Source organism: Roseomonas indoligenes, assembly GCF_017813365.1.
GTDB lineage: Bacteria > Pseudomonadota > Alphaproteobacteria > Acetobacterales > Acetobacteraceae > Roseomonas > Roseomonas indoligenes.
The window spans coordinates 346,504-365,829 of sequence record NZ_JAGIZA010000004.1 but is presented as its reverse complement, the minus strand read 5'-3'; the positions used below and the strand labels follow the sequence as shown (position 1 = coordinate 365,829).

Sequence of the window (19,326 nt, the reverse complement as noted above, 5' to 3'; positions counted from 1 at the left end):
TTCAAGCCCGCGCCTAGCCGGCCAGCCGCAGCCCCGCCTGCTGAACGATGCTGCGGAACTTCGTCAGTTCGGAAACCAGGAAGTCCCGCGTCTCCGCGGGCGTGGTGGGGCGGGACGGATCAACCCCGGCGCCGGCCATCCGCTCCCGTACTGGCGCTTCCGCCAGCGCGCCGTTCGCCGCCGCGTTCAGGGCAGCTAAAATCGGGGCGGGCAGGCCACGCGGAGCCAGCAGCACGTTCCAGGTCGTCACCTCGAAGCCGGGCGCGACGGTCTCGTCCAGGGTCGGGATATCCGGGAACATCGGGTGCCGGGCTTTCGACGTTACGGCCAGCCCGCGCGAGTACCCGTCCCTCAGATGCGGCGCAGTGGAGGCCAGCACCTCCAGCGAGTAGGCCACCTCGCCCTTGGCCAAAGCCTCCATGACGGCGGAGCCGCCCCGGTAGGGCACATGTTCCGCTTGGAGCCCGCCCACCGAGATCTTCAGGAATTCTCCTGTCAGGTGCCCGATGCCGCCGACGCCGGACGTGGCCCAGGAATACTCCCCGGGCTTGGCGCGGACCGCCTCCACCATCGCCCGCATGTCCCGCCATGGCGAACCGCCGGGCACCACCACGACCAGCGGCCCGCCGCCGACCACGGCGATCGGGGTGAAATCCGCCACGGGGTCGTACGGCGTCTGAGAGGGCAGCGCGGCCGGGTTGGTGCCGTGGGAGGACGCGGTGCCCAGCAGGAGGGTGAAGCCATCGGCCGGCCGCTGCCGGACCCATTCTCCGCCGACCGCACCGCCAGCGCCTGCCCGGTTCTCCACGATGATCCGCGCCCCAGGGCCGAGCCGCGGCCCCATGCGCTCCGCCAGCACCCGCGCGGCGATATCGGCCGATCCGCCGGCAAGGAAGGGTACCACCAGGGAGATCGGCCGGTCCGCGACCCAGGCCGGGGTCTGCGCCAGGGCAGGCATGGGCAGGACGGGGGCCGACAGGGCGGCTTTCAGCACGGCGCGACGACGCATGGAACGATCCTCTTCGGCGCGGCCCTTCTGCCAGTCGGCGGGGCCCTGGGGAGGAATTGTGCCGGCCCAGCGCCCGGCTGGATAGACGCCCGGCGCCGCGGGTCAGCGCGGCCGGGGCAGCAGCGCGGCCGGTTCCCGCCCCGGCGGCGTCTCCACACGGAACAGCCGGTAGCGCTCCGCCTCCGTGCCGTCCCGGCTGCGCACCACTTCGCCCATGGGCGTCGCTCCCGGCCAGAGGGGTGCTCCCTCCCCGCGCCGCAGGCTCCGCAGCATCAGCCCGGTCCGGCCCACCGGCGGCTCCGGCAGGGTAAACAGGTCCCAGCGCCCGCTGATCGCCACCACGGGCACGCCGGGCGGCAGGTGCAGCGCCAGTTCCGCTGCGAGCCCGTACTCCTCGGCCGCCACAAAGCCGACGCCGGCCGCAGCCCGCGCCACCTCCACGTCCCGCGCGAGACCGGGCCATCCTGCCAGTCGGGCCAGGGTCGGGTCGGCTGAGCGCGGCAGGGCGATAGGAGAGAAGCCGGCCTGAAGGAGGATCGCGAGGGTCATCCCGCCGCCGATCCAGGCCCCGACCGACTGAAGGCGCGGTGCCGCGAAGGCGGCGGCGGCGATGCAGGCAGCGGGATAGAGCACGGCCGGCCAGTTGCCCTGCACCCGGCTTCCCGTCGCCTGCCAGAGAAAGACCAGCGCGGCCGGCAGGACCAGCGCGGCCAGAAGCCCCGCCCCGCCATCCCGCCGTGCCCAGGCGGCCACCGCCAGGCCGGTCCCGGCCGCGCAGAGGATCAGGAGCACCGGCGAGGCCAGGGCGAACTGTCCGCCCACCAGTTCCAGGACAAATCGCGGCCCGAACTCCGTCCCCGCCCCGGCGCGCCCGCCCTGCTTCACGAAGGAGGCCCAGCCATGGGCGGCGTTCCAGGCCACGACCGGGAGGAAAGCCAGCGCGGCGATCGCACCACCAAGATAAAGCCGCCCGTCCCGCCACCAGCGCCGGGCCGAGGGCTCCGCCAGCAGCCAAAGGAGTAGCCCGGCCCCGAGCAGCGCGGCCGTGTATTTGGACAGCAGCGCGCATCCCGCAAAGGCGCCGACCGCGAGCCACCAGCGCCCGTTGCCGGAAGCGTGGAGCCGTGCGACCGCCCAGAGCGAGAGGCACCAGAAAACGAAGAGCGGCGTGTCCGGCGTCATTAGCACCGCGCCCGCATTCGTCAGCGGCATGGCGTTCAGCAGCAGCGCCGCCCACCGTCCTGGCCGCCGCTCGGGAAACAGCGCGTCCCCTGCCCCGGCCACGGCCAGGGTTGCCAGCGCCAGCCCGACCGGACCCAGTAACCGGATGCCCAGGGCATTGTCGCCCAGCAGCGCCGTCCCGGCCGCCGTCCAAAGCGCGACCATTGGTGGGTGGTCCAGGTAGCCCGGCTGCAGGTCCCGGCCCCAGACCCAGTAGTAGGCCTCGTCCGGGGCCAGGGGCAGCAGCGCGGCCGCTGCCAGCCGCAGCGCCGTCAGCGCCAACAGGCCGAGCAGCCAGGGATTCACCGACCCCGCCACACCAGGGTTGAGGAGACCGCGTAGTTCCACACCACGGTCAGCAGCGCCCCCGCCGCCCCTGCCCCACCCCAGCCCGCCAGCCTTTCATGAACCAGCAGTCCAGCGATGCCGACATTCGCCACGGCGCCGATGGCGCAGACCGCGTAGAACAGCACCAGCCCCCGAACCAGACGCGGCCCGCGCAGCCGCAGGTCGCGGTAGGTGATTCGGTTGTTCAGCAGGAAGTTCACGGTCATGGCGGCGAAGGTGGCGGTCCACTGCGCCGCCTCGAACTCCAGCCCCGGCACGCGGGAAGCGAGGAAGAGAACGGCCAAGTGCACCACCAGCCCGACCGCGCCGACGGCCGCGAAGGAAATGAAGCGCCAGGGCAGCAGCCCCCCGAGAGCCTTGTCCATCAGCAGGCCGAGGAATTCCAGCAGCACGGTGGCATCGAGCTTCGACTCCCCGGCGACCCGCGGCCGGAACCGGTAAGGCACCTCAGCCACCTGCAGCGCCCGCCCGGCCGAGAGCAGGATATCCAGCAGGATCTTGAAGCCGCGGGCAGAAAGCCGCGGAGCGATCGCCTCGAACAGCGGCCGCGGCAGGAGGAAGAAGCCGCTCATCGGATCGCCGACCGGCGTGGGCAGCAGCATCGCCGCCAGGCGCGTGCCGGCATCGCTCACCCGCGCCCGCGCGGCGGAGAAGCCTTCGCCGGCCTCGCCGCCCTCCGCGTGGCGGCTGCCGATCGCCACATCGGCGCCGCCGTCCCGCACAGCCGCAAGCATGGCCGGCAGGATCGTCTCGTCGTGCTGCAGGTCGCCGTCGATCACCGCGACATAAGGGGCGGAGGAGGATAGCACCCCCTCCGTCACCGCGGAGGCGAGGCCGCGCCGCCCGATGCGCCGGATGCCGCGCACCCTGGGGTCGACCGCCGCCAGCTCCCGCACCCGCGCGGCCGTGCCGTCCGGGCTGTCGTCGTCCACGAAGACGACTTCCCACGCCACGCCGGTCAGGGCCGCGTCCAGTCGCTCCACCATCGGGGCGACGTTCGCCGCCTCGTTGTAGCAGGGGACAACGATCGTGATTTCGGCAGGGAGGGGTTGGGCCGGCACGGCGGCGGCTTACCCCGCGCGCGTGACCGCAGGAAGGGGGCTTGAGGAGAGGCCCCCTTCCCGACCCCGCCGGATGGGCGTAGCGCCGGGCCGATGCCCGACCTCGCCCTCTCCGGCCTTCCCTCCACTGGCGCCCTGGCGGCGGTCACCCTCATCGTCGCGCTCTGCGCCGTCTTCCGGGGGTTCACGGGCTTCGGCTTCGCCATCATCGCGGTTCCGCTGATGAGCCTTGCCCTGCCGCCGATCCTGGCGGTGGCGCTGGCTGCCGGGCTGCAACTCCTGGGCGGGCTCCTGGATTTCCGGGATGCCGCGCGCCAGTGCCACTGGCCCTCGGTGCGCTGGCTGGCCGTCGGTTCCGTTCTCGCCTCCCCGCTCGGCACGCTGATGCTCGCCTGGTTGCCCGCGGACGTGGCGCGGCTGGTGCTCGCGGGCGCTTGCGGGGTTGCGGTGCTGGCGCTTGGCGGCGGCCAGGGGTTCCGCAGCATGCCCGGGCGCGGCACCACCGCGACGGCCGGCGCCCTCTCCGGCCTCTTCAACGGCCTGGCCGCCATGCCGGGCCCGCCGGCGGTCGCCTATTACCTGGCCCTGCCAATGCCGCCCGCCCAGGTCCGGGCCTCGCTCCTCGTCTTCTTCCTGTTCTCCGCGCTGCTCTCCAGTGGCAGCCTGCTCGTCATCGGCGCGGTCGGGCGTGCCGAAGCCCTGCTCGTCCTGGCCGGCACGCCCTTGATGCTGGCCGGTTCGCGCATCGGTGCCGCTCTCTTCCGGCGACTGGGCGGGGCGCATCGCCGCATCTCCCTTGTCACCTTGGCCCTGGTGGCACTCCTCACCGCCGCGCGGGGACTCGCCGGGCTCCTCGGCGGGAACTGAGGCGGGTTTCCCGATCGGACCGTTCGGCCCTAGGAGCTCCGCCGCCGCGCCCCGGGGAGGAGCGGTGTCACGGCCACCCGACGAGCCGGAGCGCGGCTTCCGGTCCGGCCAGCATCTCCACGAGCCGCAGCCGCTCCACATGGGCCAGCCCAGCGGCTGCACCGCCATCGGCAACCTCGGCAGCGGCCGCATTCAGCGCGAAATCATAAGTTTCCGCCCCGCCCAGACGTCGCCCGCTGCCCTCGATCCGCCGGAGCAGGCGCGCAGCCTCCTCCAGCGACGGCAGGATGGCGTGCGCCTCGGCCGCTCCGGTTCTCCCCAGCGCGGCAAGAGGTCCCAGCAGCTCCTCGGAGAGCAGTCCGGCGAAGCTCTCCCGGCAGGTATCGGCGGTTGCCCTGCGGATCGCCTGCAGCCGTTCCCGCCGGGCCGGAAGGCCGAGCAGGCCGGATGCCTCAAAGTCTTCGGCGAGGACGCAGACGGCCAGGGCGTCGGCCGCGGCACGACGCGCCTGCCCGCACCGGTCACCCGCGGTCGCCACCCCCAGCTCACGGCGATGCAGGTACTCGTCCACCGCGCCCTGTGCGGCCCGGGCTGCCTGCGCCGATCCGGACGGGGAAAGGCGAATGGCAAGGGTGGCGAGGCTCGCCGGGCGGGAAGCCCGCGCCATGAGCATCCGGAGAGCCACCTCCAGCGCCGCGCCACCCTCCGCAGCCGCACCTTCCAGCGCCTGCCGGGCCAGCACCTCCGGCGGCCCCTCCGCCGCGGCCTGCAGCGCGGGCCAGATCGCGACCGCGTGGCGCCAGCCCGCCGCGCAGCGTTCCCGCAAGACCGGGTACTCCCGCGCGGGCAGCCCCGCCGCCTCCCACCCCTCGGGCGAGCTTCCGGGCAGCGCATGGGCCGCGGCGGGCCAGAGCATCCGGCCGAGGGTGAGGATCTTCTCGGGCTGCTCGGCAGTCAGGCCGGCGCAATCGGCGTCGATGCGCGCCGCCTCCGGTCCCAGCTTTCCCTCCACAGCGGCGGAAAGCACCCGAAGCGCCGTGCGCGGGATCGCCGGGCCGCCGGGGGCCCAGGCCGAGGGCGGCACGATCAGCATGTCGAAGGGCAGGAAAAGCAGCCGCGTGAAGCCGAGCGGGCGGGGCAGGTTCAGCTCCCGCAGCCGCGGCCGCGCGCGTTCCAACAGGCTGTCGGCCCCGGCGCGGTCAGGCAGTTCGTCGATCAGCGAGACCACCCGCGCCAGCTGCTCCCGCGAGGCATCGGCCAGGGCGCCGCTCAGCAGGCGCAGTTCGGCCGTGCCGTTTCCGAGCGGGGCGACGGCGTTCACAGGCATTCCTTCACGATGACCTCGTTCCGCTCCGTCAATTCAAGCATCCGTCCCGTGCGCCAGTCCGTCATGCGGACGACGAAGCGGCTGCGCATGCTGTGGGTCACGCTATGCGGCTCGTCCGACACTTCCCCGCTCGCCTCGCCCGTCCACCGGGTGACCTCCCGCGGCATGCTCGGCACCATCACGGCCATCTCACCGACCGTCGCCGCGCGCCCCATCCGGTCGGCGCTCCGCCAGAGGCCGGCCATGACGGACCAGCCGTCCAGCAGCCAGGCCAGGCGGGCCGTCTCGCGCAGCACGGCTTCCGAGTCCCGGGTCCAGCGCAGCAGCAGCGCCCGAAGGTCCTCGGTCGCGGCGAGGACGCGTTCCATCAGGATCTCCCCGGCTTCAACCGTCAGCCGGGCGGACCGGGCGATCAGAGAGGCGCAGCCGGATTGCTGCGGGTCCACCGCCAACTCGCCCCAGCGCGCCACTTCCTCGGCCATGTCGGCCAGCGCGACGAGCTCGCCCTGGTAGCGCGCCCGCGTCGGGTCGCCGCGGAAGCCCACGGCCAGGTAGGCCTCCGTCAGCCCGTCCATCGCCGTGACCACGGCCGAAGGGGAGAGCCCGGCGTCATGCGCCAGGCGGGCGACGGCGCGCTCTGCGCGGCGCTGGACGCTTAAGGGCACGTCCCGTTCCGGAGGCAAGACGTGCTCGCCCTGTACTTCGGTTTGCCGGATCAGAAGCAGCAGTAAGCGGTAATTCGTGATCAGCCGCTGATTCGCCTGGGCCTTCGCTGCGGCAGATGCGGCGGCGGCGGCCTCCCGACCCGCGAAGCCTTCCTGCGCCACCTGCCGCGTCGCGCCGATGATGGCGTCGGGCGTCACGGCCGGGATCCGCTCGACCAAATCCACCAGCAAGCGGTCGTGGAGCGTGGGTGTGCAGATGTCCGGAAGGCCCCGGAGGGGAAGCACGTAGAATCCGCGGACGCCCGCCGGACTCGGGACGGCAATCTCCAGCCCCCGCCGGCCGCTCGGCCGCACGCGGCTGCCCAGGAGCATCGGCGTCGTGAAGGGCACCATCACCCCGCGCTCGAGGAACGTCGCCGGGCGGGCGTCATCCACCGGGCTGCGCGCGACGGTCTGCTCTGGCCTTAGCTGCATGGCGCCATGGTGAGGCGAAATGTCAAAGGAACCGTAACCGGCGGAGTGGCAAGATCGCCGGTGGTCGGGGCCATCAACGTCCACTCCGGCAGGCCGCTGGCCGCCCAAGCGTTTGTGGGAACCCATCTGAAGCCGCCTCACACGAGCAAAGGGGCTGCCAGGAGTTCCTGGCAGCCCCTCTCGGGCCATCGAGGCCCAGACCCCAGGACAAGAACCTGGGCTATCGGTGGCGCGGCTGGTTACGAGTGCTGGCCGCCGCCGCCGGTGGCGCCGGACTGCTCCAGGCGGTCCGCAGTGCTGCCGGCCAGCGGGGTGCGGCTGTCGCCAGCGGTCCAACGGCCGGAGGCAGTGGCGCCCTCGGGCACGCGGTCCTGGTCGGCGAAGGCCGGGGCGGCGAGGGAGCCGATCAGGGCGGCGGCGAGGGCGAGGGTGCGGAAGTTCATCATGGCGGCATGTCCTGGGTGGATGGGGCGGCGGGGTGCCGCTCTATGATGAACGGGAAATGCGCCCTGTCCGGCGGAAACTCCAACGCATGCGGTGGATTCCCAGTATCGACGGCGTCGATACGTCGATGCGGGTTGAAGGTCCTGGTCTCTGCTCCCATCCCTCGGACAGGAGGAGCTCAGGGCGTTGAGGATCCCCGCCTTGCTGCGCTCGACGGGCCTTGGACGGCAAGCGAGATGCGGCCGGCAGGGTCACCCGGGGTGAACACCTGCCTTTGTCAGTCCTTCCGAACGCCAACCTCCTCAGTACGGTCTCCTCCGAGCCGCCCAGACAAGCGGAGCGACCGACAGAATGATGCTCGACACCAGCGCCCCGATTGCCAGCAGGCCGCCCGACGAGATCTGCACCTCGGCCCTGGCCGAAATGGCTTGTCCGAGTTGAAGGTCCAGCTTGGCCGCGTGCTTGCGGCCCTGTTCCCCGTCCACCTTTCGACTCCCTGTCTGTGTTCGGGGAAGAACGCCGGACCTGGGCGGACTTTGCGGTCGGCCCGCGGCGCTCAAGCCGGCCCTTTTCCGAGGCGCCTTCCGTCCCGTATCCTACCCCATGCCCTGGAGACCGCACCTCCAACGCCTGACTGACGACCTGGGCGATGGCCTGATCCGGGTAATCGACGCGTTGCTCGACGCCATCGGCTCCGACCGTCAGGCCTTCATCACCGTGGTTGGCCTTCTCTTTTTGGCGACGCTGGTCCTGACGGCGAAGGTCTTCTACCGGCTGGTCAGCCTGTAGGATTGGCCCATCCCTTCGCGCCAGGATACCCTCAGGAACAGGGGCAACTGGGCAGAACGGTCAAGCCTTGCCAGGGAGACAGGATGACTTCCCTCACCCAGTGGCGCCAGTGATGGCGGAGTTCATCTCACGCCTCACGCCCCAGCACCGGCGCGTCCTGGACTGGCTTCCGCCGAGAGGAGAATGGCGGGAGCTGTGGTTCAGTTACCGGCCGGGCCTGGGCCCCGTCCCGGACGAGCCGATCCTGGCCGGGTTGGAGGCCGCGATTGCCGCCGGTTGGGCTGAGGGCGGCGAAGTGACCTTCGGCTTCGACGACGACATTCTGGCGGATGGCGCGCGGACCATGCGGGCTTACTGCACGACGCCGGCCGGTCTCCGCATGAAGGCGAGGATGGAGAGCGAGGAAGAGCCGATCTGACCACCATCCCGGCGGAAAGGGGCAGTCCCGCCGTTGTCGGCCGCTGGCCAGAAAAAGCTTGGTGCGCCCGCTGGGGCTCGAACCCAGGACCCCAAGATTAAAAGTCTCGTGCTCTACCGACTGAGCTACAGGCGCGATACGCGGAGATCGCCGCGTGGGGTGCCCGACCTTTGGAAGGCCGGGCACCGAACGTCAAGACGGAAGGTCAGGCCACCCCGGCCGGGCGCATCTTGATGATCTTGTCGGGGTTCTGCACCATCCCGCTGCCACCCGCGCCGCGCTTGATCTTGTCCACGGCCTCCATCCCGGAAACCACGCGGCCCCAGATCGTGTACTGGCCGTCCAGGCTCGGATAGGGCCCGAACATGATGAAGAACTGGCTGTTCGCGCTGTTCGGGCTCTGCGTGCGGGCCATGCCGCAGGTGCCGCGCAGGAAGCGGGCCTTCGCCGCCGGGGTGAACTCCGCGGGCAGGTCGGGCAGCTGGCTGCCGCCGGTGCCGGTGCCGGTCGGGTCGCCGCCCTGGGCCATGAAGCCCTCGATCACGCGATGGAAAGGCGTGTTGTCGTAGAAGCCCTGGGCCGCGAGGGTCTTAATCCGCTCGCAGTGCTTCGGAGCCAGGTCGGGCCGCAGCTCGATCGTCACCCGCCCGTCCTTCAGGTCCAGGTACAGGGTGTTCTCGGCATTGGCCTGGGCCTCGGCCTCGTTGGTGGTGGCGTCGCTCATCATGGCTCCCGTGGCAGTCGCGATCGAGGTGGTAATAAGGGTCCGACGCCGCATGGCGGTGGTCACTCCCGGGTGTTTGGCGGGCCCCGTACGCCGTCAGGCGCCGGGGCGGACGCGGGCGAGCATGCGCTCGCGGGTCAATTGGGGCACGAAGGAGGAAATGTCTCCCCCCAACTGCGCGATCTCTCGCACCAGGCGGGAGGCAATAAAGGAGGTCCCCTCCCCCGCCAGGAGGAAAACCGTCTCCACCTCCGGCGCCAGCCGGTGGTTCATGCCGGCCATACCCTCCTCGTAATCGAAGTCCGTCACGTTCCGCAGGCCGCGCAGCAGGACCGTGGCGCCCTGGGCGCGGGCGAACTCCACCAGCAGGCCGGAGAAGGGCACGGCCTCGATACGCGTCCCGGTGGCGCGGGCGATGCCCGCCGTCTCGGCCAGCACCAACTCCACGCGCTCCTCCAGTGAGAGGACCGGGCCCTTGCCGGCGCTGCGGGCCACCCCGATGACCAGCCGGTCCACCAGCCGGGCGCCCCGCCCAATCACGTCCAGATGGCCGTTCGTGACCGGGTCGAAGGTGCCGGGATAGACGGCGACGCGATCAGACATCGCCGGCGTCGGGCCCAGGCGACGTCGAATCCGGCACCGCCGGATCCGGCGCCGTCCCGTCATCGACCACGACGAAGCAGGAGGTCACGGCCTCCCCCTTGTCCAGCCGGAAGAGCGTGACGCCGGCGGCCGGGCGGCCCATCACGCGCACCTGGTCGGAAGGCATGCGGATCAGGCGCCCGTTGTCCGTCACGAGCATCACGTCGTCACCCGGGCGCACCGGGAAGGTCGCGACGACCGCGTGGCCCTTGTTACGGCCCAGCGGAATGCTCGCGATCCCCTGCCCGCCCCGGCCGGAGCGGCGGTACTCGTAGGCGGAGCTGCGCTTGCCGAAGCCGGTGTCGGTGACGACGAGGAGGATCTCCTCCGCCTCCGTCAGCTCCGCGGCCCGCTCCTCCGTCAGCGCTACCTCCTCGGCGGGCTCCGCGCCCTCCTCGGCCGTGGCGTCTGCCGCCGCGCTTGCCTCCGCGGCCTCCTCCGCCGTGGCCTCGCCCTGGGCACGCCGCCTTGCGGCGGAGAGCTTCAGGTAGGCGGCCCGCTCGCCCGGCGTGGCCGGCACGTTGCGCAGGACGGAAAGCGCGATGACCGCATCGTCCTTCCCGACCAGCCGGATGCCGCGCACGCCGGTGGAGTCGCGCCCCGCGAAGACGCGCAGCACCCCCTCCTCCGCCGTGAAGCGGATGGCGCGGCCGAGCCGCGTGGAAAGGAGGATGTCGTCGCCCTCCCGGCAGGTCTGCACGCCCACGAGGCTGTCGCCCTCGTCCAGCTTCATCGCAATGAGCCCGGCAGCCCGGACGTTGCGGAAGTCCGAGAGCTTGTTGCGCCGGACATTGCCCGAGACGGTCGCGAAGACGAGGTGCAGATTCTCCCACAGGCTCTCATCCTGCGGCAGCGGCAGCACGGCCGTGACCGTCTCGCCGTCCTGCAGCTGAAGGAGTTGCCGGAGCGAACGGCCACGCGCGGTCGGCCCGGCTTCGGGCAGCCGCCAGACCTTCTCACGGAAGGCCATGCCGCGGCTGGTGAAGAACAGGACATGCTGGTGCGTGTGCGCATTGAAGCTGCGGATGACGACGTCGTCCTCCCGCGTGCCCGCCGCGCTGCGGCCGCGACCGCCCCGGTTCTGGGCGCGGAAGGTCTCGAGCGGCGTGCGCTTCACGTAGCCGTCGCGGGTCAGGGTGACGACCATCAGCCCCGGCTCGATCAGGCTCTCGTCGTCCTGGTCGGCCAGCCCGTCCACGATCTGCGTCATGCGCGGCACGGCGATCTGGGCGCGCACCTCAGCCAGTTCCTGCGCCATCAGCTCCAGACGCCGCGGGCGGGAGGAGAGGATTTCCAGCAGCTCGCGGATCTGGGCGGCGATCTCGTCCAGCTCCTGCTGGATCTTCTCCTGCTCCAGCCCGGTGAGGCGGCGGAGCGTGAGCTCCAGGATGCCACGCGCCTGCGCCTCGGTGAGGTGGACGGTGTCCTCCACCACGAGGTTCCCGGCATCATCCACCAGTGCTAGCAGGGCGCCGATATCGCCGGCCGGCCAGGGCTTCGCCATCAGGGCCGCGCGTGCCTCCGCGGCATCCGCGCTGGCGCGGATGATGCGGATCACCTCGTCGATATTCGCGACCGCGATCGCGAGGCCGATCAGGATATGGCCGCGGTCCCGCGCCTTATTCAGCCGGAAGCGGCTTCGGCGGGTAATCACCTCCTCGCGGAAGCGGATGAAGACCTGCAGCGCGTCGCGCAGGCCCATCTGCCGGGGCGTGCCGTCGTCCAGCGCCAGAAAGTTCACGGCGAAGGAGGTCTGGAGGTTCGTGAAACGGTAGAGCTGGTTCAGCACCACCTCCGCCGTCGCGTCCTTCTTGACCTCGATCACGATCCGCATGCCGTCGCGGTCGCTCTCGTCCCGCAGGTCGGAAATGCCCTCCACCTGCTTCGCGCGGGCGAGTTCGGCGATGCGCTCGATGAGCGTCGCCTTGTTCACCTGGTACGGCACCTCGGAAACGATGATAGCGGAACGCCCGCCGCGCATCTCCTCGATCTCGCAGCGTGCGCGCACGGGGATGGAGCCACGGCCGGTCTCGAAGGCCGAGCGGATGCCCGCGCGGCCCAGGATCAGCCCACCCGTCGGGAAGTCCGGGCCCGGCATGATCCCCATCAGCTCCTCGAGCGTGATGTCGGGATTCGCGATCATCGCCAGCGTCGCGTCGATCACCTCGCCCGGATTATGGGTGGGGATGTTCGTCGCCATGCCCACGGCGATGCCGTTGGAGCCATTGACCAGCAGGTTCGGATAGGCGGCCGGGAGGACGCGCGGCTCCTGCGCGCTCTCGTCGTAGTTGGGCTGGAAATCGACCGTGTCCTCGTCGATGCCCGCCAGCAGCGCGGTCGCGGACTTCGCCAGCCGCGCCTCGGTGTAGCGCATGGCCGCGGCGGGATCGCCGTCCATGCTGCCGAAATTGCCCTGGCCGTCGATCAGGGGAACGCGCATCGCGAAGGGCTGCGCCATGCGGACCATGGCGTCGTAGATCGCGCTGTCGCCATGCGGGTGGTACTTACCCATCACGTCGCCGACCACGCGGGCCGACTTCTTGTAGGGCTTGTCCGCGGTGAACCCGTTCTCGTTCATCGCGAAGAGGATGCGGCGGTGTACGGGCTTCAGCCCGTCGCGCGCATCCGGAAGGGCGCGCGCCACGATCACGCTCATCGCGTAATCGAGGTAGCTGCGCCGCATCTCGTCCTCGAGGGTGACGGGCTGCGTCTCGTCGAAGGGCCGCTCGTCCGGCGGTCCGCCTTCCGTCTCGCTCACTTATTGCCTTCCCATCCGGCCGGTACGGCCATCCAAAAACCTGCCGCCATCAGAACGGGATGTCGTCGTCCAGGTCCGCCTTCGGTGCGTCCCATCCGCCGCCACCGCCGGCACCACCGCCGCTCCGCGGCTTGCTGGCGGCACCGCCCGAGGAGGAGCGCCCGCCGCCGTAGCCGCCACCAGAGGACCCGCCCCGCTCGCCGCCATAGCCACCGCCGGAGGAGCCGCCCTCCTCACCGCCGCCACCCTGGCCGCGGCCGCCGATCAGGGTCAGCTCGCCCCGGAACTGCCGCAGCACGATCTCCGTCGTGTACTTCTCCTGGCCCTGCTGGTCGGTCCACTTCCGGGTCTCCAGCGCGCCTTCGATGTAGACCTGGTTGCCCTTCTTCAGATAGCGCTCGGCAATCTCGCCCAGCTTCTCGTTGAAGATGGCCACCGAGTGCCACTCGGTCCGCTCCTGCTGGTTCCCCTCGCGATCCTTGTACCGCTCGCTCGTCGCCAGGCGCAGGTTCACCACCCGGCCGCCGTTCTGGAAGTTCCGCACCTCGGGGTCGCGCCCCAGCGTGCCGAGGATGATCACCTTGTTGACGCCGGCCATGCCACCCACATCCCTGCCCGGCGGGGGAGACCCGGCCGGAACCTTCCATCACCAAATCCGATTGGCGCCGCGTGCCGGGGCCGCGAATCGCCTCGACCCGCCCTGCGAATCCCTTTGCGGGAAACCCAGGCGGGTCGCGGAAGCTACCCCCCGGGAGGCGGCAAGGCCACCCCCCAGGGGGAAGGGAGGAGGCGCCCCCCGGCGACCTCTTCCCGCCACCATCATATGGTGGCAAACACCGGTGAACACAATGCGAACAGAAGGGTCGGATTGCCCGTGCCTGACAGCCTTCCCGAGACCGCCGGACGCCTTGCCAACCGGGGCGGGCTCGAGATCGGCAGCGGCGGCCATATCCGCATCCGCGGCGCCCGGCAGCACAACCTCAAGAACATCGACCTCGACATCCCCAAGGGGACGCTGACGGTCATCACCGGCCTTTCCGGCTCCGGCAAGTCGTCCCTCGCCTTCGATACCATCTACGCGGAGGGCCAGCGGCGCTACGTGGAGAGCCTTTCCGCCTATGCCCGGCAGTTCCTGGAATTGCAGCAGAAGCCGGACGTGGACAGTATCGAGGGCCTGTCCCCGGCCATTTCGATCGAGCAGAAGACCACCTCCCACAACCCGCGTTCCACCGTCGGCACGGTCACGGAGATCGCCGACTACATGCGCCTGCTCTGGGCGCGGGTGGGCATTCCCTACTCCCCGGCCACCGGCCTGCCGATCGAGGCCCAGACGGTCTCCCAGATGGTGGACCGGACCCTGGCCATGCCGGAGGGGACGCGCCTTCTGGTCCTGGCCCCGGTCGCCAGGGGCAAGAAGGGCGAGTGGAAGAAGGAACTGGCCGAGCTTCAGCGCCGGGGTTTCGAGCGGGTGAAGGTGAATGGCACCCTCTACCGGATTGAGGAGGTGCCCGCCCTCAACAAGAAGCTGAAGCACGACATCGAGGCCGTTGTGGACCGCGTGGTGGTGCGCGAGGGCGCACAGCAGCGCCTGGCGGACAGCTTTGAGACGGCGCTTGGTCTCTCCGACGGCGTGATCTACCTGGAAGGCGCGGATGACGGGAAGCGCACCGTCTTCTCCTCCCGCTTCGCCTGCCCGGAATGCGGCTTCACCATCGAGGAGATCGAGCCCCGGCTCTTCTCCTTCAACTCGCCCCAGGGCGCCTGCCCGGAATGCGACGGGTTGGGGATGGAGAAGTTCTTCGACCCCGCCCTGGTGGTACCGGACGACGTGAAGAGCATCGCCGAGGGCGCCGTGGCCGCCTGGGCCGGTGGCTCCTCCTCGCCCTACTACGACCAGACGCTGGAAAGCCTGGCGCGGCACTTCAAGGTGTCCACGAACACCGCATGGGCGGACCTGCCCAAGGCGGTTCGGAGTGCCATCCTGCACGGCACTTCCGACGTGGTAACCCTGAAGTACAAGGACGGCCTTCGCGCCTACGAGGTGAAGAAGGCCTTCGAGGGCGTGATCCCGAACCTTGAGCGCCGCCTCCGCGAGACGGACAACCCCTGGGTCCGTGAGGACCTGCAGCGTTACCAGTCCGAGCGCCCCTGCCATGTCTGCCAGGGCGCCCGGTTGAAGCCGGAGGCGCTGGCCGTCCGGGTGGCGGACCTGAACATCGCCCAGGCCTCCGAGCTCTCCATCCGCAAGTCGATGGATTGGTTCGCGGGCGTCTTCGACCAGCTCTCCCCCCAGCGGCAGGAGATCGCCCGCCGCATCCTCCGGGAGATCAACGACCGGCTCCGGTTCCTCGTCGATGTCGGGCTGGACTACCTGTCGCTCGCCCGCGGCTCCGCCAGCCTCTCGGGCGGCGAGAGCCAGCGGATCCGGCTGGCCTCCCAGATCGGCTCCGGCCTGACGGGCGTGCTCTACGTGCTGGACGAGCCCTCCATCGGCCTGCACCAGCGGGACAATGAGCGGCTTCTCGTCACGCTTCGCCGGCTGCGGGACATCGGCAACACCGTGCTGGTGGTGGAGCACGACGAGGACGCGATCCGCGCCGCCGACTACCTGGTGGATATCGGCCCCGCCGCCGGCGCGGGCGGCGGCCGCATCATCGCCCAGGGCACGCCGGAGGAGGTGATCGCCAACCCCGACAGCATCACCGGCGCCTATCTTTCCGGCCGCCGCGCGGTGCCCGTGCCCACAAAGCGCCGCGTGCCCGACCCGAAGCGTGCGCTGAAGGTCGTGGGCGCCACGGGCAACAACCTGAAGTCCGTGACGGCCAGCATGCCGCTGGGGACCTTCACATGCGTCACCGGTGTCTCCGGCGGCGGCAAGTCCACCCTGGTGATTGAGACCCTCTACAAGGCCGCGGCCCGCCGACTGATGGGTGCCGGCACCGTCCCCTCCCCGCACGAGCGGATCGAGGGATTGGAGCTGCTGGACAAGATCATCGACATCGACCAATCGCCGATCGGCCGCACCCCGCGATCCAACCCGGCGACCTATACCGGCCTCTTCGCGCCCATTCGGGACTGGTTCGCGGAACTGCCGGACAGCAGGGCCCGCGGCTACAAGGCTGGCCGCTTCTCCTTCAACGTGAAGGGCGGCCGCTGCGAGGCGTGCCAGGGCGACGGGCTCATCAAGATCGAGATGCACTTCCTGCCCGACGTTTACGTCACCTGCGATACCTGCAAGGGAAAGCGCTATAACCGCGAGACGCTGGAGGTGAAGTTCCGCGGCAAGTCGATCGCGGACGTGCTGGAGATGACGGTTGACGAGGGGCTGGAGTTCTTCTCCGCCGTGCCGGCCATCCGGGACAAGCTGAAGGTGCTGACCGAAGTGGGCCTCGGCTACATCCACCTGGGGCAGCAGGCGACCACCCTCTCGGGCGGCGAAGCCCAGCGCATCAAGCTCGCGAAGGAGCTGGCCCGCCGCGCCACCGGACGCACCCTCTACATCCTCGACGAGCCGACGACCGGCCTGCACTTCGAGGATGTGCGGAAGCTGCTGGAGGTGCTGCACGCGCTGGTGAACCAGGGCAACACGGTGCTGGTGATCGAGCATAACCTGGAGGTCATCAAGACCGCCGACTGGATCCTGGACATGGGGCCGGAGGGCGGAGACGGCGGCGGGCGAGTGGTGGCCGAGGGTACGCCGGAGGATGTGGCCGCCAGCCCGGAAAGCCATACCGGCCGCTTCCTCGCCCCGCTGCTGGCAGGCCGCGACGCAGTGGAGCCGGCGCCGACGAAGAAGCGCAAGCGGGCCTGATCGCGGCGCCCTGCCCTATGGCAGGGCGCCGCTTCCCGTTCAGGCGTTCCAGACGCCCATCGTGGCGCGCGCGCACTCATGCATCACCGTCAGCGCGCGCTGGACCGTGTCCTTCCCGAGAACGAAGGGATTCGGCGCGCCCGGGCGCTTCGCCGCCAGCTTCTGCGCCGCCCCGTCCCAACCGGTGTGGTTGGAGAGCAGCACGTCCACCCCTTGCCGCGCCGCGATCTCGCGGGTCCGGGCCGTGCCGTCGATATAGGCCTGCAGCCGCCGGATGCGGTCGGGCTGCCGCCCGAAGTTGAAGGCCGTACCGCCCCAGAGCAGGCCGCGATGCGTGGCACCGCCATCCTTCAGGTCCATCAGAAGGGAGATGGTGCCCATGGTGTGGCCGGGCGTGGCGATCACATCCAGCGCGGTGTCGCCCAGCGCGACCTTGCCGCCATCCTCCACCGCGATGTCCCGCTTCGGCGGGCGGCCCCAGGCCGGCAGGTCGAACTCAAGCTTTGTCTCCACCATGCGCCAGTCCTCGCCGCTCATCACCACGCGGATGCCGTAGCGCCGCTGGAAATGGCCGCAACCGCCGTAATGGTCGCCGTGGCCGTGGGTGACGACGAGGAGCTTGACCGCCGTGGGGTCCAGCCCGGTGCGGCGCATGCCCGCATCCGTAATCGTCTCAGCCTGCTCGTCATTGTCCATGGCGTCAATCAGGATGATCCCGTCCGATGTCGGGACCGCCCAGGCCGTCACCCACTCGCTGCCGAGGAAGACGAGGTTGTCGAAAGCCCGGCCCGGCGGCGGAGCGGGCATGCGGATCAGCTCCTCCATGCTCGGCCGGCGCTCGGTCGGGGGCACGATTACGTCGGCCAGGCGCAGGAGGGGCGTCAGGTCAGTCCCCGCCGCCTCTCGCGCCGCAGCAAGGTGGCGCTGCACCTCGGCAGACCCAACGGCCTGGGCCTCCAGCCGGCTCAGCGGAGCGGCCGCCATGATGCAGCAGGCACAGCCGAGCTTCAGGAAGCGCCTGCGCGTGGGATCCACGGCCTCCGCCACCAGCCGGGTGGGCGCACGGCGTTGCTGGAAGAACATGGAACCTCTCCTCCCTTTTATCGAGGGAAGCTTGCACCCTCTGGAGGGGAAAGCGCCAGCAGCGGCGCTTCAGACCCGCCCGCGCAGGCCGGCCCAGGCCACGGCGAGCCGGTCGCCCAGGCCGCGCGGGGCAGGCGGAGCGCCGGGCTGCCAGCCCGGTGAGAGCACGCGCTGCAGGTCGCGCTGGGCCAGGACCGCCGGCAGGGCCGCAGCCACGGCGCCTCTCGGCAGACCCACAGCCGCCTTCCGCCCGGCGTCCAGGATGGAAAGGCCCTTCCGCGCCAGGACCCGCCCCGCGTCCACCGGGTCGGCCCCTTCCGGCAGGGGGTCACGCCCCTGCGCCGCCAAGGCCGAGAGGCTGCGGAGCGTACCGCCGAAGCCATAGGCCGTGCCCAGCAGGCGCAACCCCTCCATCCTCTCCGGCGGAGCACCGAGCAGGCGGCCGGTCTCCGCGGCCAAGGCCCCGGCCGTGCCGCGCAGCCTTTCCGGCAGGGGCGGCGCCCCCTCCCCCGTCTCGTCACCCTCCCGCGCGTCGATCATCGCGAGCAGCGCGGCTGGGTCGAGGCTCCCATTGGCGATCGCCCGGGAAACGGGTCCCGCGACCTCATGCCGCCGGGCGGGCCTGCGCGCCACGGCTTCCTCCACCGCGTCCCGCCACCATTGTAGGCGGATCAGGACCATCATCGGTTCCCGCGCCGCCTCCCGCGCCCGCGCCAGCTCATGGTTGAACGCGATCAGGGTGAAGATTGCCTCCCGCGAGGCGGCGGGGGCGAAAAGCGCGCAGAGGAAGCGGTCCGGGTCATGCCGGCGGGCAAATTCGGCGAGGGATGGTTGATCGGGCGGCTCGGCCATGCCGCGCCCCTTGGCTCGCCTCAGCCCCCCTGTCCAGCACCTCTCGCGCCGGAGTGAGGGGCCGCGCCCTTGGCCAGGGCCGGTATCGGCGCGACATTGCGGCCCGAATCACCCGCAAGGAGATGCCTTATGGCTTTCAGCCTGCCCCCCCTGCCCTACGACGTGAACGCCCTCGCCGCCCGCGGCATGCAGCAGGAGACGCTGGAGCTGCACCACGGCAAGCACCACCAGGCCTATGTCACCGCGCTGAACGGGCTGGTCGAGAGCAAGGGCCTCTCCGGCAAGACCCTGGAGCAAATCGTGGCCGAGGCCGGCAAGGGCGGGGCTGACTCCCTGCCCGTGCTGAACCAAGCCGGCCAGCACTGGAACCACCTGCTCTTCTGGCAGTGCATGTCGCCCAACGGCGGCGACGACAAGATCCCGGACACGCTGAAGTCCCGGATCGAGAGCGACCTCGGTGGGCTGCAGAAGTTCAAGGACGACTTCAAGGCCGCCGGCGTGGGCCAGTTCGGCTCCGGCTGGGCCTGGCTCGTCGAGGATGCCTCCGGCAAGCTCAAGATCACCAAGACCCCGAACGGCGCGAACCCCATCTCCACCGGCGAGGGCACGCCCCTCCTCGGCGTGGACGTGTGGGAGCACTCCTACTACCTGGATTTCCGCAACCGCCGCCCGGATTACCTGTCCAACTTCTTGGACAAGCTGGTGAACTGGGAGTTCGTGGCCTCCCTGCTCGGCAAGGGCATGCAGTCCGGCCAGTCGGCCTGACACCAAGGCCCGGAAACGAGGAAGGGCGCCGCGGGGAAACCCGCGGCGCCCTTCGCGCGTCCGGATGG

General features: G+C 70.7%; 18 protein-coding genes and 1 tRNA gene. 5 read left to right on the top strand and 14 right to left on the bottom strand.

All coding sequences use genetic code 11. The annotated features are described in order from the left end of the window. Positions 1 to 13: 13 nt before the first annotated feature. The 3 genes from J5Y10_RS09200 to J5Y10_RS09190 form a co-directional block, all read right to left on the bottom strand. Entirely contained in the window at positions 14 to 1,009 is a 996-nt protein-coding gene (locus J5Y10_RS09200) for a Bug family tripartite tricarboxylate transporter substrate binding protein (protein ID WP_209372856.1), read from the bottom strand. Between the two features lie 102 nt (positions 1,010 to 1,111). Further along, positions 1,112 to 2,536 carry a glycosyltransferase family 39 protein gene (locus tag J5Y10_RS09195; protein ID WP_342452878.1) on the bottom strand — a complete coding sequence of 475 codons (1,425 nt, stop codon included), beginning with the start codon at positions 2,534 to 2,536 and terminating at the stop codon, positions 1,112 to 1,114. Further along, positions 2,533 to 3,639 carry a glycosyltransferase gene (locus J5Y10_RS09190; RefSeq protein ID WP_342452877.1) on the bottom strand — a complete coding sequence of 369 codons (1,107 nt, stop codon included), beginning with the start codon at positions 3,637 to 3,639 and terminating at the stop codon, positions 2,533 to 2,535. The genes J5Y10_RS09195 and J5Y10_RS09190 overlap by 4 nt, the downstream gene beginning before the upstream one ends. A gap of 93 nt (positions 3,640 to 3,732) precedes the next feature. On the opposite strand from J5Y10_RS09190, the gene J5Y10_RS09185 reads away from it, so the two are divergent. After that, on the top strand, positions 3,733 to 4,506 hold the full coding sequence (locus J5Y10_RS09185) for a sulfite exporter TauE/SafE family protein (RefSeq protein ID WP_209372854.1): 774 nt from the start codon (positions 3,733 to 3,735) through the stop codon (positions 4,504 to 4,506). A gap of 67 nt (positions 4,507 to 4,573) precedes the next feature. Here the strand turns inward: J5Y10_RS09185 and J5Y10_RS09180 are convergent, their stop codons facing one another. From J5Y10_RS09180 to J5Y10_RS09165, 4 genes are all read right to left on the bottom strand, one after another. Further along, the gene (locus J5Y10_RS09180) at positions 4,574 to 5,827 is read right to left on the bottom strand and encodes a hypothetical protein (protein ID WP_209372852.1); all 1,254 of its coding nucleotides are present in this window, start codon (positions 5,825 to 5,827) and stop codon (positions 4,574 to 4,576) included. Next, positions 5,824 to 6,972, bottom strand: a complete 1,149-nt coding sequence (locus tag J5Y10_RS09175) for a hypothetical protein (RefSeq protein ID WP_209372850.1) — start codon at positions 6,970 to 6,972, stop codon at positions 5,824 to 5,826. Before J5Y10_RS09175 ends, J5Y10_RS09180 begins: the two co-directional genes overlap by 4 nt. A 239-nt stretch (positions 6,973 to 7,211) precedes the next feature. Further along, complete coding sequence (locus J5Y10_RS09170; protein WP_209372848.1) at positions 7,212 to 7,418, bottom strand: hypothetical protein; 207 nt, start codon at positions 7,416 to 7,418, stop codon at positions 7,212 to 7,214. Between the two features lie 300 nt (positions 7,419 to 7,718). Then, positions 7,719 to 7,901, bottom strand: coding sequence for a hypothetical protein (locus tag J5Y10_RS09165; RefSeq protein ID WP_209372846.1), 183 nt, complete (start codon positions 7,899 to 7,901; stop codon positions 7,719 to 7,721). Positions 7,902 to 8,019: 118 nt separating this feature from the next. Here J5Y10_RS09165 and J5Y10_RS09160 point away from each other — a divergent pair, with 118 nt between their 5' ends. Then, entirely contained in the window at positions 8,020 to 8,205 is a 186-nt protein-coding gene (locus tag J5Y10_RS09160; protein ID WP_209372844.1) for a hypothetical protein, read from the top strand. Positions 8,206 to 8,317: 112 nt separating this feature from the next. Then, a complete protein-coding gene (locus J5Y10_RS09155) occupies positions 8,318 to 8,623 on the top strand; it encodes a hypothetical protein (RefSeq protein WP_209372842.1) in 306 nt (101 codons plus the stop codon). Between the two features lie 59 nt (positions 8,624 to 8,682). Here J5Y10_RS09155 and J5Y10_RS09150 read toward each other — a convergent pair. The 5 genes from J5Y10_RS09150 to ssb all read right to left on the bottom strand — a co-directional run bounded on the left by J5Y10_RS09150 (position 8,683) and on the right by ssb (position 13,345). After that, positions 8,683 to 8,758 (bottom strand) — tRNA-Lys (locus tag J5Y10_RS09150). 70 nt (positions 8,759 to 8,828) lie between these two features. Next, complete coding sequence (locus tag J5Y10_RS09145; RefSeq protein WP_245214458.1) at positions 8,829 to 9,347, bottom strand: peptidylprolyl isomerase; 519 nt, start codon at positions 9,345 to 9,347, stop codon at positions 8,829 to 8,831. A 96-nt stretch (positions 9,348 to 9,443) separates the two neighbouring features. Continuing rightward, positions 9,444 to 9,950, bottom strand: coding sequence for a pantetheine-phosphate adenylyltransferase (coaD, locus tag J5Y10_RS09140; RefSeq protein ID WP_209372838.1), 507 nt, complete (start codon positions 9,948 to 9,950; stop codon positions 9,444 to 9,446). Continuing rightward, the gene (gene gyrA / locus J5Y10_RS09135; protein ID WP_209373020.1) at positions 9,943 to 12,672 is read right to left on the bottom strand and encodes a DNA gyrase subunit A; all 2,730 of its coding nucleotides are present in this window, start codon (positions 12,670 to 12,672) and stop codon (positions 9,943 to 9,945) included. Before gyrA ends, coaD begins: the two co-directional genes overlap by 8 nt. A gap of 124 nt (positions 12,673 to 12,796) precedes the next feature. Further along, positions 12,797 to 13,345 (bottom strand): single-stranded DNA-binding protein, encoded by a 549-nt coding sequence (ssb, locus tag J5Y10_RS09130; protein WP_209372837.1) that lies wholly within the window; start codon positions 13,343 to 13,345, stop codon positions 12,797 to 12,799. Between the two features lie 225 nt (positions 13,346 to 13,570). Here ssb and uvrA point away from each other — a divergent pair, with 225 nt between their 5' ends. Beyond that, positions 13,571 to 16,558 carry an excinuclease ABC subunit UvrA gene (gene uvrA, locus J5Y10_RS09125; RefSeq protein WP_209372836.1) on the top strand — a complete coding sequence of 996 codons (2,988 nt, stop codon included), beginning with the start codon at positions 13,571 to 13,573 and terminating at the stop codon, positions 16,556 to 16,558. A 39-nt stretch (positions 16,559 to 16,597) separates the two neighbouring features. Here uvrA and J5Y10_RS09120 read toward each other — a convergent pair whose 3' ends face one another. Together J5Y10_RS09120 and J5Y10_RS09115 are read right to left on the bottom strand one after the other, a co-directional pair. Beyond that, the gene (locus tag J5Y10_RS09120) at positions 16,598 to 17,641 is read right to left on the bottom strand and encodes an MBL fold metallo-hydrolase (RefSeq protein WP_245214457.1); all 1,044 of its coding nucleotides are present in this window, start codon (positions 17,639 to 17,641) and stop codon (positions 16,598 to 16,600) included. A 69-nt stretch (positions 17,642 to 17,710) separates the two neighbouring features. Further along, positions 17,711 to 18,493: a squalene/phytoene synthase family protein gene (locus J5Y10_RS09115; protein ID WP_209372835.1), complete on the bottom strand. Its 783-nt coding sequence runs from the start codon at positions 18,491 to 18,493 to the stop codon at positions 17,711 to 17,713. Between the two features lie 129 nt (positions 18,494 to 18,622). Between J5Y10_RS09115 and J5Y10_RS09110 the strand changes: the two genes are divergently transcribed. Then, positions 18,623 to 19,258, top strand: coding sequence for a superoxide dismutase (locus J5Y10_RS09110; protein ID WP_209372834.1), 636 nt, complete (start codon positions 18,623 to 18,625; stop codon positions 19,256 to 19,258). Positions 19,259 to 19,326: the final 68 nt, after the last annotated feature.

What these genes read in the sequence shown, in the direction of transcription:
- J5Y10_RS09200 (WP_209372856.1), bottom strand. Translation starts at nt 1,009, where the DNA reads ATGCGTCGTCGCGCCGTGCTGAAAGCCGCCCTGTCGGCCCCCGTCCTG.
- J5Y10_RS09185 (WP_209372854.1), top strand. Translation starts at nt 3,733, where the DNA reads ATGCCCGACCTCGCCCTCTCCGGCCTTCCCTCCACTGGCGCCCTGGCG.
- J5Y10_RS09175 (WP_209372850.1), bottom strand. Translation starts at nt 6,972, where the DNA reads ATGCAGCTAAGGCCAGAGCAGACCGTCGCGCGCAGCCCGGTGGATGAC.
- J5Y10_RS09170 (WP_209372848.1), bottom strand. Translation starts at nt 7,418, where the DNA reads ATGATGAACTTCCGCACCCTCGCCCTCGCCGCCGCCCTGATCGGCTCC.
- J5Y10_RS09160 (WP_209372844.1), top strand. Translation starts at nt 8,020, where the DNA reads ATGCCCTGGAGACCGCACCTCCAACGCCTGACTGACGACCTGGGCGAT.
- J5Y10_RS09155 (WP_209372842.1), top strand. Translation starts at nt 8,318, where the DNA reads ATGGCGGAGTTCATCTCACGCCTCACGCCCCAGCACCGGCGCGTCCTG.
- J5Y10_RS09145 (WP_245214458.1), bottom strand. Translation starts at nt 9,347, where the DNA reads ATGAGCGACGCCACCACCAACGAGGCCGAGGCCCAGGCCAATGCCGAG.
- coaD (WP_209372838.1), bottom strand. Translation starts at nt 9,950, where the DNA reads ATGTCTGATCGCGTCGCCGTCTATCCCGGCACCTTCGACCCGGTCACG.
- gyrA (WP_209373020.1), bottom strand. Translation starts at nt 12,672, where the DNA reads ATGCGGCGCAGCTACCTCGATTACGCGATGAGCGTGATCGTGGCGCGC.
- ssb (WP_209372837.1), bottom strand. Translation starts at nt 13,345, where the DNA reads ATGGCCGGCGTCAACAAGGTGATCATCCTCGGCACGCTGGGGCGCGAC.
- uvrA (WP_209372836.1), top strand. Translation starts at nt 13,571, where the DNA reads ATGGTGGCAAACACCGGTGAACACAATGCGAACAGAAGGGTCGGATTG.
- J5Y10_RS09120 (WP_245214457.1), bottom strand. Translation starts at nt 17,641, where the DNA reads ATGTTCTTCCAGCAACGCCGTGCGCCCACCCGGCTGGTGGCGGAGGCC.
- J5Y10_RS09115 (WP_209372835.1), bottom strand. Translation starts at nt 18,493, where the DNA reads ATGGCCGAGCCGCCCGATCAACCATCCCTCGCCGAATTTGCCCGCCGG.
- J5Y10_RS09110 (WP_209372834.1), top strand. Translation starts at nt 18,623, where the DNA reads ATGGCTTTCAGCCTGCCCCCCCTGCCCTACGACGTGAACGCCCTCGCC.